Consider the following 12,368-nt stretch of genomic DNA (forward strand, 5'->3'; position numbering starts at 1 on the left):
TGGAGAAAATAGCCAAATTCAAAGAGGAAAAGCCGTGGAGCAAAACGATAAGCTTAAGCAATATCAAAGTCTTGCTATACAGTTAAGACAAGTTGTTCCAAGTATTCAGCAGCTTTATCACGAGCAGGCCGCTTATCTTTCCACACTCAATGTGCAAAACGTTTTAAGTGTTGACGTAAAACAACAACGGATTCAAATTTTAAATCATTGTTTTCATATTCAGTTTTATACACCGACGGAACAGGCTGAGCTATGTGTCCCGCAGTTTATTTATCAAGGACACTATGCAGAAGCGCTCGAAGAGTTTTGTTTACACGACATTGTGTTTTTAGTGGGTGATCAGTCCCCACAACATTCTTTGTATTTGCGCAATAAAGTTAAACAGCTGCGTCAGCTGATTCTACAACAGGTGTTTGTTTTACTCGATGGGCCGAGTCGCGTGCAAACGATTTTGACTGAAATACGGAAAACGCAATCAGAACTCTTTCAACAGTTGTGCCAGCAAGTTGAATTCAATACAGCTGATCCAGCTTCTGAGCGAAGTCTGCTAGCTGAGTTGCAGCGCTTATGCAGATTAGATACAGATCAGGCGGAAGAGATTTTACCTCTACAGTCTTTGATGAATTGTTATGACGAGCTGTGTTGCAGTGCCAATCAATTATTAGATCCGTATGTTTATCGCATTGTACAAACGGCATTTCCTGAACGGTTTTCGTTACAAGAGTTGATGGATCATACGCACGACATTCATTTGTTATATCCGCATGCTAAAGAGCAGCCCCATATGCTTGGCTTTGTGCGGCTTATGCATCGGGATCTTTGGACATCGCGTGATTTGTTGTCAAAGCGGCATTTTTTAAAAACTGAGACCAAGACATGGCAAAAGAAGGTCGCCAAACTCCCGATTTTTGATGAAAGCCGTACCGTAAATTGGTTATTCAAACAAAAAGCTGTGGTGACAGACTGGGTTAGTCAAAATATTCAGCACAGTAGTATCCGCGTTGCCGTCACGGCTTTAAGTTATCTTGATACTCAGTCTTATCATCCTGAGATTATTGTGACTACCTTAAAGTACTTCCAACATGTTGCGGCGCGCTTATTTATACAAAGTTGCTATGAACATGCCTTACAACAGCATTGGTTTGAGCTGGAGGCCAACCAGCATGTGGTTTTAAAAAATAGACGCCAAGATATGGATGATCAGCGGATAGCGATCAGTCCGTCTATTTTGTATTTAGATGAATGGCTCGAACTGCTACGCCGTGTGGTCGAACAACAGCCTGAATGGGGGAAACGGGTCTACACAAAATTGAGTCGTGTAATGCAGGCCTATATTCAGCATCTAGATAAAATTGCGCAGAAACTCCCAGGAGACTTAGTGACTTATTTTAGCGAAGATAAGCAACAGCACCGTGATTTTTATCTTCAGTTAAAGCAACATAAACTGCATATTGAAAGCTTTCGACAGTTGTTTTATTTAAATCGGCCACCTTTACGAGTTTCGGTGTTTGATGCTTATGTGCGCGATTATTTGCCTGAACATTTCGAGACGCAAAAAGAGGTTTTAAAAAATGTCACATGGAAGAGCCTATTTCATCAGGCTGTGCAGTGGCATGATCAGTTGCATAGCCAAGAGTTACTCGCTGAACTGAAACGAAAGCTTGGTTGTGTGTCATGGCAACCGATCAGTCACGAAGCTTATTATTTTATTGAGAGTTGGGTGCTTGAGGAGCTCAAAGATATGGATCGCATCATTGCTGAATCACGTCGCTTTCAACATTGTTTAGCAGCCAGTTTTGCTGAGCGAATTATTGTGCGCGAATATGCGGCATTTCATATGAGTCATACCGACGCACAGCGGCACTTGACGCTCGGTTGTCACTATATTGCAGGACAGCTGTTATTTGATCAGCTTGAATATCCGAATAACCAAAAAGCGCTACCCGATGATGTTGTCGTTGCTGAACAATTCATTGCTATGCTGAATCAAGCCCAATAACCAAGCTCTTAAAATTTAAACAACAATGGACTTAATTTGTCGCACATCATTTACTGTGTGACGAGATCTGCTTAACTTTTTAGCAAAAACTCGGTAGGCTATAGCCGTTCATCAATGGTATAGGTCTTATGAAGCAAGAAACTGCACTCAAACTCTTAAAAGCGGGCGAAAATGTCTTTTTAACCGGTTCCGCTGGTGCAGGAAAAACCTATACACTGAACCAATACATTAACTATTTAAAAGCCCGCAAAGTGCCTGTGGCGATTACGGCTTCTACAGGTATTGCCGCGACGCATATGAATGGCATGACCATTCATACTTGGGCTGGTATAGGTATTAAAGATGCGTTGGGGGAAGATGAACTCAAACGCATGAAAGAACGTAAATACTTAAAAGAGCATTTAGAAAATGCCCAAGTCTTAATCATCGATGAAATTTCGATGCTACATGCCAAGCAACTCAATTTGGTCAATAAAGTCCTTAAGTTCTTTAAGGAAAGTGAAGAGCCATTTGGCGGGATTCAAGTGATTGTTGCAGGTGATTTCTTCCAGTTACCGCCAGTCGGTAAAAATGAAGAGCGTAATCGCGATAAATTCTGTTTTATGTCTGATGCTTGGGTCGAAGCCAAGTTTCGTGTGTGCTATTTGACTGAGCAGCACCGTCAGGGCAATGATTACCTCAATGATATTTTAAATGCCATCCGCAGTCAGAGTATTAACTCTCAGCACTTGCAGGCTTTACAAGCTACACGTCAGCAAGATATTGGAGAAACCTTTACACGTTTATATACACATAATATGGACGTGGACACCATCAACTTCAAACATCTGAATGAAATTGAAAATGAAGGTCGACAGTTTGAGGCAGTGTGTGATGGCAATGACAAGCTTATTGAAACCTTAAAGTCTTCTGTGCGTGCACCTGAAAATTTAACCCTCAAGAAAAATGCCAAAGTGATGTTTGTAAAGAACAACTTCGATGTGGGCTATATCAACGGTAGCTTAGGCGAAGTAGTGGGCTTTGAAGAAGATGATGACTTTGGGATCTTGCCGAAGGTCAAACTGACTGATGGTACGGTACTGGTGGTTGAGCCTGAAACTTGGTCAGTGGACAATGATGCAGGCAAAACCATTGCCAGTTTTCAGCAAATTCCATTGCGTTTGGCATGGGCTATCACTATTCACAAGTCACAAGGGATGACTTTAGCGGCAGCAGAAATTAATCTTAGTCATACTTTTGAAAAAGGACAGGGCTATGTGGCTTTGTCGCGCTTAAAGACTTTGGAAGGTTTAAGGTTGTTAGGTTTTAATGAACAAGCGTTGGAGTTAGATAGTCTTGCCATTAAGGCAGACCGCCGCTTCCAAGAACTGTCCGATGAAGCCGAAACACATTTTGAGGCCATTGATCTTGAACCACAGCACAAGGCCTTTATTCGTCACTGCGGTGGAACGCTCAATGAAATTGAGATTGAACGTAATGAAAAGAAAATTGCCCGTAATGCAGGTAAAGCCAACTATGCTTCTGCAACACTCGATGAAACACGTGAGTTGTTTGAAGGTGGTTATGAAATTGCAGATATCGCACAAGAGCGCGGTTTAACGGCAGCAACCATTATCAACCATTTGGCAAAGTTGCATAAAGAGCAGGGCTTAGATATTTCCGTGGCACATCCTGGAGAAGAAGTAGTTGAGCAAGTGCGGAAAATTTATAAACGCTTAATGAAGCGTCAGCAAACAGAACACTTTAGCGAAGATGGTGTGATCAAGCTTCGTCCTATTGTGGAACTGACTAATCCACGTATGGGCTATGACCAAGTTCGTCTGGCGTTGTTATATATTGAATAACATCTTAAAACTAGGGCATTTCACGCAGAAATTTCTTACTTACTTTGCCTGGAACTTCAGTTAAACTGAATTTTAAGGGATAAGAATAACTTTGAATCGTAATGAAATTGACAGCTTGGTACACGCTACGCAAATTTGTTTATAACAATTTGCATAATGAGGATTATGAGACGCCCTTAAGTCGAGGGTTGAACTATTTTCTCATTGCACTGATTATGAGTAATGCTACTGCGGTCTTGCTGGAGTCGGTGCAAAAGTACTATGTGTTGTATCAAGACTTTTTCTATTATTTTGAAATCTTTTCTATTGTCGTTTTTAGCGTCGAATATCTCTTACGTTTTTGGTCAATTGCTGAATCTAATAGTTTTGAGTCGGATTGGAAAAACCGCCTAAATTGGGTCAAAAGTGGTGGGGCGATTATCGACCTCTTGGCTATTCTACCTGCCTATTTAAACTTCTTTGTTCAATTCGATTTACGATTCTTAAGAATTGTTCGTCTGCTCCGACTTCTCAAGTTAACCCGCTACTTTGTCTCTCTACAAATTTTATTGCGGGTCATTGAGCGCGAAAAAGGCTCATTTCAAGCGGTTATTTTCATCTTAATGATTATGATCATTATGGCGGCTGCAGGGGTGTATTTGATTGAAAGTCAGGCACAACCTGAAGTTTTCAGCTCCATTCCAGCTTCAATGTGGTGGGCCGTGGTTACATTGACCACCGTCGGTTATGGTGATGTGACACCTATTACGCCGTTAGGACGCTTTCTTGGAGCGATTATTACCATCTTAGGTGTAGGTTTAGCGGCATTACCTGCGGGTATTTTGGCGAATGGTTTAGCCAATGAACTTGAGCAGCGTAAAGAAAAACTTGAACTTAGATTTCGAGAATTAATCCAAAATAGCGATATTGATTTTGTCTTAGAGACAGAAAAAATTGAAGAAGTTCGTAAAGAAGTTGGGCTGACCAAAGAGCAAACACACGATATTATTTTACAGCTCATTCGTGAACAAAAAGAAGAATCTTTAAGGCAAGAGCGTGAGCAATATGCCTATTGTCCACACTGCGGGAAGAAACTACCTGAATGATTATGCCATTCAGTTAAGGAGTTTCGTATTTAACTTCTTATTGCGTATCGAATAAAATCTAGAGTTTAAAAAGAAAATGCTCGTAGATTGTTAATGGCCTGACATTAATCTGAATGATGGATTGTAAAAGCGTGCATAAAAGTACGATTGAATTTTTATGCACGCTTATTGTTTTTAGATAAAAGTCATTGATTTGGTTTTAACAAGTCTGGTTTGCATCGCTTTTACATGCGGATATCAACTTTTTCTCATGCTGAAAAGCCACTAGCAAAATAATTAGCCCACCCAAACTTAGTAGAACCCCGACCCAGATTGGAGCTAGCCAACCTAAACCTTGGCTAATTAACCAGCCGCCCAGAAAAGCACCAAAAGCATTGGCAATATTAAATGCAGAGTGATTGAGTGAAGCGGCTAAGCCTTGTGCATTACCAGCGACATCCATTAAGCGGGTTTGTAGTAAAGGCCCCAAGCCTGCAATACTGAAGCTGACCAAGAAGAGTGCAATAAAAGCAGTGGCAAGGTGATCCATAGACAGGGCACAAAGTACATAAGAGCAGGCATTGGAAACTAAGACCCAAATAATCGCCTTGTTTAAGTTTTTATCGGCAAAGTGTCCTGCGACAACACCGCCGACGACCAACCCGAGCCCAATACATGCCAGTGCAAACGGAATGACTTGAATGCTAGCATGAGTATATTCAGTCAAAATAGGCGATACATAACTATATACAGAGAATAGTCCACCAAATCCAATTGCACCGACAGCAAGCGTGATCCACATTTGTGTATTTTTAAGTCCACGTAGTTCATTTTGAATGCTGGCGGTGTGATCCAGCTGCATTTTAGGTAGGCCAAAACAAATCGCGACCACGGTCAAAAATGCGATAGATGCAGAAAACTCAAAACCTGCACGCCAACCATACAGCTGACCCAGCCATGTCGCAAAAGGCACACCAATCACGGTCGCGACATTCAGACCCATCATGAGCATGGCGACCGCCGAAGCGCGCTTTTGTTTTCCTGCAAACTCTGCAACCACCAAAGCGGCAATACCAAAGTAAGCGCCGTGAGGGAAACCTGCAATAAAACGTGAGACCAACATAGACTCATAGCTATTTGCGAGTGCTGTACTGGCATTGGCGATACCATAAAACAGCATGAGTCCAATTAAGAGTGTTTTACGCGGAACCTTTGCGGCCAAAATGGCAATCACAGGCGCGCCTATAGTCACACCTAAAGCGTAGGCACTAATGAAATGCCCTGTGACAGGAATACTGAGCTTGAAACTTTGTGAGATCTCTTGGATGAGTCCCATCGCAACGAACTCAGTAGTCCCAATACAAAAACCACCGAGTGCCAATGCCAAAATAATGACAGATAAGTGGCTTGTTGGAGAGATGCTATTTTCTTGAGAGCACATAAATAGAGGAGAAAATCAAAAGTATTATACGTTCTTTATCACATGAAAATTTGGTTGTTCAAAAAAGTTATAAGTGAACTAAGCAAGCATAATATTCATACGAACCCTGAAGATTCTGTACGATGAATATTTATTCATAGCGCTAGATTGAGTGACCATTTTTTAAAAGAAATTAAATTTAAAGGCAGCAAATACAGATCAGTCAAACTGAGCTTGAGAATTTGGATTTGTTTTTGTATTCGTTAGGCTAGGGCTGTCCTGTACCAATGATTAGGGTAAGTAAACCAGCCGCAATGAGTGGGCCAACTGGAACGCCACGCAGTAAAGCTACCCCTGCAACGGTTCCAACCAGTAAGCCTGCAACAACATCGGGTTGGTTTGACATCAGTTTTACGCCGCGCCCACCTAGCCATGCAACCAAAACACCAATGGCGATAGCAAGTAACGATTTAACACTTAAAAAAGATTTAAAAATACTTTCACCGCTAATTCTGCCACTTGCAATAGGCACTAAAACTGCAATGGTTAAAATGATGATACCGATATTTAATCCATGTTGTTGAATTAGTGGAAAGTATTCACTCAGTGGTGTCATCCGCAAAATAATGAGTACTGCAGCAGCAATGGTTACCGCAGAGTTGTGACTGAAAATACCACAAGCCAGTAGGATTAGGAGGACGATCAGATTCAAATCTAAGTTCGGCATATGGGGGAGGCTGGTCAAAAAAACATGTGCATTGTAACGTTTTTTTAGCCGCTCTGCTGAATGATCCGAGTCCTTTGATTGATGTTCCTGTATTTCAGTATAAAATGAGCCTTTATTTAAAAATGTGGTGTGCTGATGCTGTTGGAAAAAATGTTGCAGTCGCAAGGATTTGGTTCGCGAAAGCATTGCCAACAGTTGATTAAAAATGCAGTCATTGAAATTGATGGGAAGATCATTACTGACCCTAAACATAAACTCAAATTGGATGCGCTGCACTACAAGGTACACGGCAAGAGCTTTGAATACCGTGAAAAAGTCTATATCGCCTTAAATAAACCTCAAGGCTATGAATGTTCACATCAGGCGACACATCATTTTAGTGTTTTTGATTTGTTTGACGATGTGCTCTTAAATCGTGGTATTCAGTGTGTAGGTCGTCTAGATCAAGACACCACAGGTTTATTGTTACTCACCGATGATGGTCAGTTTTTACAAGCGATGACACACCCTAAAAAGCATGTGGCAAAGGTGTATCGCATGCAAACGGTCGACCCTGTTACAGATGAACAAATTCAACAGCTGGAGCAAGGAGTGGAGCTGCGAAATGAAAAAGGAAGTTTTGCTGCAACGGATGTAAAACGCTTAGCTGAATGTGAACTGCAAATGACCGTGCATCAAGGGGTATATCATCAAGTGAAACGTATGCTTGCGGCAGTGGGAAATAAAGTTGAGAGCTTGCATCGTCAGCAAATTGGAGCGCTCGACTTAACGGGGATACCAGATTTAGTCGAGGGACGTTGGATCTATTTAAATGCTGAACAAGTGGCTTTAGCCAAGACACGCAATGATCTTGAGAGTGAAGGTCTTTAGACGCTGAATGCTATAGAAAGCAATGATAGGTCTTAAACTCATTATCCGCTACAAAGCCCATGGCTTCATATAAGCTGTGGGATTGATAATTATTTTTTTGCGTTTCAAGCGTAATACGAATGGCTTTTTCGTGTCGCGCAAACAAAATCGCGGTATCGATCAATTGTTTTGCTGAGCCATGGCGACGATGCGGTGGAGAAACATAAACATCATCTAAAATATAGTAAGTTGCGCAGGCCACAGAAGAAAAACCTAAATACAGCAGCACAAAACCTGTAATCACATCGTCTTTGACATGAATGAAGATGACGCTTTGTTCGTTTTCAAGGCGAAGTTTAAGGAACTTTTGGGAAAGCGCTAGGTTGGACGATGCACCATAAAATTGGCGATATTCATCAAATAATACAGCAAGTTTTTCTAAGTCTTCTAAAGTGGCACGCCTAACGATCATGTATTACTCCATGCTGTATTTATAATGTTTACATGAAGCATACCTAAGTTTTGAAAGGGATATTTCTAAAATTTGTTTAGAAATGCAACACTGTTAAGTTTTGTCACTTTCTCCCAAGATTGCAGCTAATTCCTCAAAAAGATCAATATGTTCATCATCTGCAAATAAATCATTGGTTGCAGTTGAGTCTGCACTGGTGATGTGTTCAACCGCTTTTTGTTCTTGCTTGAGTTTACGTAGCTTAATCAGTTGTTCAATATTGATGTTCTGGTTTTCGATTGAGAAAGGGATGGATTTGGTTAAAACCACTTGTTTGAAGAATAAACGAACGGCTTGCGCAGGCGTAATTCCCAATTGTTTAAACACTGCAAAAGCTTGTTTCTTTTCTTGGGAATCGAGTCGAATTTGATAGACTTCTGTTTTTCTCATGATTTTTTAAATAATTTTAACGACTTAAGGGTAGAAGTTATTTTAATCAATTCCATTGTAATTTCAATATTCATACAATGGAATTTTAAATTATTTTGTAATGACAAGCAGATTACAATGTCAATTCAAGATTGGAGCTAAACTGCATAAGCTGTTGAGTTATTGGGTCTTTAAATGAAAGATGCTTGGCTAAGAGCTGTAAAGGCTGACTAAAATCATCGTCGGCTTTATGTACAACTTTAGGATAGAACGGATCATTTTTAATCGGCAGGCCTAAGAAATTGAGGTGTACACGGAGTTGATGTTGCTTGCCTGTCTCGGGTTTAAGCTCATATTTTGCCCATGTTGCATCATGCTCTAGAAGCAAGATCTCGGTTTCACTGTTCGGTGCTTTGTCTAGGACTTGCATGGTATAGAACGGTTCACCTTTTTGCATATGTAGTTTTACTATGCGTGGAAAGTTGAGTTCACGGTTAAACGGTGCAATCGCATGGTAGGTTTTTTGAACCTGTCGATCTGCAAACATTTGCTGATACAGCCCTCGACTGTGAATACATTTGGAAAACATCACTAAGCCAGAGGTTTCACGGTCAAGGCGGTGGATGGGCGTTAAATGCTCAATACCTGTTTGTTTTTTCAGGCGCACCAATAGGGTTTGTTGGACATATTGCCCCGTTGGACTGATGGTCAAAAAGTGCGGCTTATCCACGACTAAGAAATGATCGTTTTCAAATAAAATGTCATGCTGAAATGGCACTTCAATTTCGTGCGCTAAAAAGCGGTAATAAAACACATGCTGATTTTCAAGATATGCCGAATCTTTATGGAGTACATTACCTACAGCGTCATAGACCAAGCCATCATGAAAGCGTTGCTGCCACTCAGTTGCTTCAATATGCGGAAATTGGTCAGATAAATAAGCCAATACGGTGTGCGGTGCTGGCTCTAATTTAGGCAGAAACACTTTACTTGCGCTCACGCCATTGAGCGTGGGAGGACAAAATTCAGCAGGTTTTATGTTGAGCATGATGTGCAGGCAATATCTAATCGGTTGGCGCAGTTAAATACGAGATTTCAAGCTTGTGGCTTGGGCATTTTGTGAGTCCAGTGCTATCATAATTGTTCTTTTGTCACTTGTCGTGAGTATTATGCAGTATTCATTTAATTTAACGCTCAATAATGAACAAGATACCCAAAATTTAGCGCAAATTTTGGCACAGCATTTTACGACGGGTGTGGTGTATTTAATTGGGGATTTGGGTGCGGGAAAAACTACGCTAACACGCCACTATTTACAGCATTTAGGCCATCAAGGTTCCGTGAAAAGCCCAACCTATACCTTGGTTGAACCTTACCAAGTTCAAGGCCGTGATATTTTTCATTTTGACTTGTATCGTTTAAACGATCCGTATGAACTGGAGTTAATGGGTATCCGTGACTATTTGGAAACGCCCAATGCATTGTTTTTGTTTGAATGGCCGTCTAAAGGGGGCGATGAGATCCCTCAGGCAGACTTAATTATTGATATTCAAAAATCAGAAGATGAACTGACACGGTCTGCTACCTTAAGTTTCCATTCAGTAGCATTATTACAAGCTTTAGAGAGTCAATTAAACAATGCGTGATGATTTAAAGATACGCCGTATTCATACTTTGAATCCTGCTTTAGCCAACCAAATTGCAGCAGGTGAAGTCATTGAACGTCCAGCGTCTGTGGTCAAAGAGTTACTTGAAAACTCGATTGACGCAGGTGCGACAGAGCTCATTATTCGGGTAGAGCAAGGCGGCAGTACTTTAATTGAAATCATGGACAATGGTCGAGGGATTCACGCTGAAGATCTCCCTTTGGCGGTGATGCGCCATGCGACCAGTAAAATCCAAACCGCTGAAGATTTACATGCAATTGTCAGTTTAGGCTTTCGCGGAGAGGCTTTGGCTTCTATTGCAGCGGTGTCGCGTTTAACCTTGACCAGTAGTCAAGCGGATGATGGAATTGGCTACCAAGTTGAAGTCAATGGAACTGCATTTGACCGTCAAGAGATTCAGGCTGTAGCTGCACCGAAAGGTACGCATATTCGGGTACAAGATTTATTTTTCAATGTGCCTGCGCGTCGAAAATTTCTCAAAAAACCTGGCACAGAGTTTGGTCATATTGAGGAAATTGTTCGGCGTTTAGCGCTGACGCATTTCGATATTCGTTTTGTGCTTGAACATAATCAAAGCATCAAACTGAACTTGCCGATTGCAGATAGTGGTGAGCTACGTTTTCAGCGCGTACAGCAGTTGCTAGGGCGTGCATTTACTGAAAATGCTTATTGGATGGATGCAGATAGCATCAACATGCGTTTAACAGGTTGGTTGGGACATCCCTCCGATGCGCGGGCTCAGGCTGACTTACAGTATGTTTATGTGAATGGTCGAATTGTTAAAGATAAAACCATCTCTCATGCGCTGCGTATGGCTTATGATGGTATTTTGCATGGACATCAGCATGCGGGTTATTTGCTTTTTCTGGAAGTAGACCCTGAAAATATTGATGTCAATGTACATCCGACCAAACATGAAATTCGCTTTTTGAATCAACGTGAAGTACATGAATTTGTACGTCATTATGCCAAAGAGACTTTATCGCAGTTTCAAACGGCAACCGCAGATTTATCTGATGCAATGAAGATTGCAGAGAATCAAGCTTCGATGTCTGTGCAGCCTCGTTATCAAGAGCCTTTGCAGTTGCATCGTCATGTTGAGTCTGCACAAACTGGTGAGCAAGCTCCATCGGATGTGCTTACTGACTTTAGTTCAAATCAACCGCAAGGCGTCCATTATTCGGCGCAACCTTCACGCTATCAGGGCTCACAACAGCTCAATAATGCTTTGCAAAGCTATTTAGCACCTCTACGTGATACATCATCTGCTGTTGATCAAGCTCAGCCTTTGGCTGATTTTACAGTGCAAAGCCCTAAAGTCGACGAACATCCATTGGGAATTGCAATTGCACAATTGCATGGTATTTATGTGCTGGCTCAAAATACAGAAGGGCTGATTATTGTTGATATGCATGCAGCGCATGAGCGTATTCTGCTACAGCAAATGAAGTCAGCGTGGGATAAACCAGAGTTTTGGACTTCTCAGCAGTTACTTATTCCCAAAGTGATTAATATCACGCGAATGCAAGCGACACGAGTGGAAGAGCTCAAAGATCAATTGGCGCGTTTAGGTCTTGAAATTGATCAATATGGCGATGAGCAGGTGATTGTTCGTGGTGTGCCTGCGATTTTACATAAAGCCAATTTTGAGGCGCTGGTACCTGAATTACTGAACGATTTGGATCCAAATGATGAAGCGCAGGGCTTACTGCAAAAGCGTGATCAAATTTTAGCGGGTATGGCCTGTCATGGTGCTGTTCGCGCGCATCGCATTTTGGGTCTTTCTGAAATGAATGCTTTGCTTCGTCAAATGGAACAAACTGAATTTGCAAGCCAATGTAACCATGGTCGCCCAACTTGGCGTGCGTTTCCATTGGCTCAACTAGATAAGCTTTTTGCTCGAGGAGAGTAGTTGTAC

General features: G+C 41.5%; 11 protein-coding genes. 6 read left to right on the forward strand and 5 right to left on the reverse strand.

Annotated features, from left to right (window positions below; translation table 11 throughout):
• The first annotated feature begins 34 nt into the window (after window positions 1-34).
• The 3 genes from AC4MDD_RS07475 (at window position 35) to AC4MDD_RS07485 (ending at window position 4,928) form a co-directional block, all read left to right on the forward strand.
• A complete protein-coding gene (locus AC4MDD_RS07475; RefSeq protein WP_491882492.1) occupies window positions 35-1,999 on the forward strand; it encodes a hypothetical protein in 1,965 nt (654 codons plus the stop codon).
• Window positions 2,000-2,127: 128 nt separating this feature from the next.
• Window positions 2,128-3,843, forward strand: coding sequence for an AAA family ATPase (locus AC4MDD_RS07480; RefSeq protein WP_279732577.1), 1,716 nt, complete (start codon window positions 2,128-2,130; stop codon window positions 3,841-3,843).
• A 101-nt stretch (window positions 3,844-3,944) separates the two neighbouring features.
• Window positions 3,945-4,928, forward strand: coding sequence for an ion transporter (locus AC4MDD_RS07485; protein ID WP_491882493.1), 984 nt, complete (start codon window positions 3,945-3,947; stop codon window positions 4,926-4,928).
• Between the two features lie 199 nt (window positions 4,929-5,127).
• On the opposite strand, the gene AC4MDD_RS07490 is transcribed toward AC4MDD_RS07485, so the two are convergent.
• Both AC4MDD_RS07490 and AC4MDD_RS07495 read right to left on the reverse strand, forming a co-directional pair.
• Entirely contained in the window at window positions 5,128-6,348 is a 1,221-nt protein-coding gene (locus tag AC4MDD_RS07490) for an MFS transporter (protein WP_279744022.1), read from the reverse strand.
• 247 nt (window positions 6,349-6,595) lie between these two features.
• Window positions 6,596-7,054 (reverse strand): DUF441 domain-containing protein, encoded by a 459-nt coding sequence (locus AC4MDD_RS07495; protein WP_004696797.1) that lies wholly within the window; start codon window positions 7,052-7,054, stop codon window positions 6,596-6,598.
• Between the two features lie 135 nt (window positions 7,055-7,189).
• Here AC4MDD_RS07495 and AC4MDD_RS07500 point away from each other — a divergent pair, with 135 nt between their 5' ends.
• Entirely contained in the window at window positions 7,190-7,924 is a 735-nt protein-coding gene (locus AC4MDD_RS07500; RefSeq protein WP_491882494.1) for a pseudouridine synthase, read from the forward strand.
• Between the two features lie 10 nt (window positions 7,925-7,934).
• On the opposite strand, the gene AC4MDD_RS07505 is transcribed toward AC4MDD_RS07500, so the two are convergent.
• From AC4MDD_RS07505 to AC4MDD_RS07515, 3 genes are all read right to left on the reverse strand, one after another.
• The gene (locus AC4MDD_RS07505) at window positions 7,935-8,375 is read right to left on the reverse strand and encodes a GNAT family N-acetyltransferase (protein ID WP_004696801.1); all 441 of its coding nucleotides are present in this window, start codon (window positions 8,373-8,375) and stop codon (window positions 7,935-7,937) included.
• Between the two features lie 93 nt (window positions 8,376-8,468).
• A complete protein-coding gene (locus AC4MDD_RS07510) occupies window positions 8,469-8,804 on the reverse strand; it encodes a type II toxin-antitoxin system RelB/DinJ family antitoxin (protein ID WP_004984882.1) in 336 nt (111 codons plus the stop codon).
• Window positions 8,805-8,916: 112 nt separating this feature from the next.
• A complete protein-coding gene (locus AC4MDD_RS07515) occupies window positions 8,917-9,831 on the reverse strand; it encodes a pseudouridine synthase (RefSeq protein WP_491882495.1) in 915 nt (304 codons plus the stop codon).
• 121 nt (window positions 9,832-9,952) lie between these two features.
• On the opposite strand from AC4MDD_RS07515, the gene tsaE reads away from it, so the two are divergent.
• On the forward strand, window positions 9,953-10,429 hold the full coding sequence (gene tsaE, locus AC4MDD_RS07520) for a tRNA (adenosine(37)-N6)-threonylcarbamoyltransferase complex ATPase subunit type 1 TsaE (RefSeq protein ID WP_279689994.1): 477 nt from the start codon (window positions 9,953-9,955) through the stop codon (window positions 10,427-10,429).
• Window positions 10,422-12,362: a DNA mismatch repair endonuclease MutL gene (gene mutL / locus AC4MDD_RS07525; RefSeq protein WP_491882496.1), complete on the forward strand. Its 1,941-nt coding sequence runs from the start codon at window positions 10,422-10,424 to the stop codon at window positions 12,360-12,362. The genes tsaE and mutL overlap by 8 nt, the downstream gene beginning before the upstream one ends.
• Window positions 12,363-12,368 lie beyond the last annotated feature (6 nt).

The organism is Acinetobacter sp. CAU_H_29a_1 (assembly GCF_058599505.1).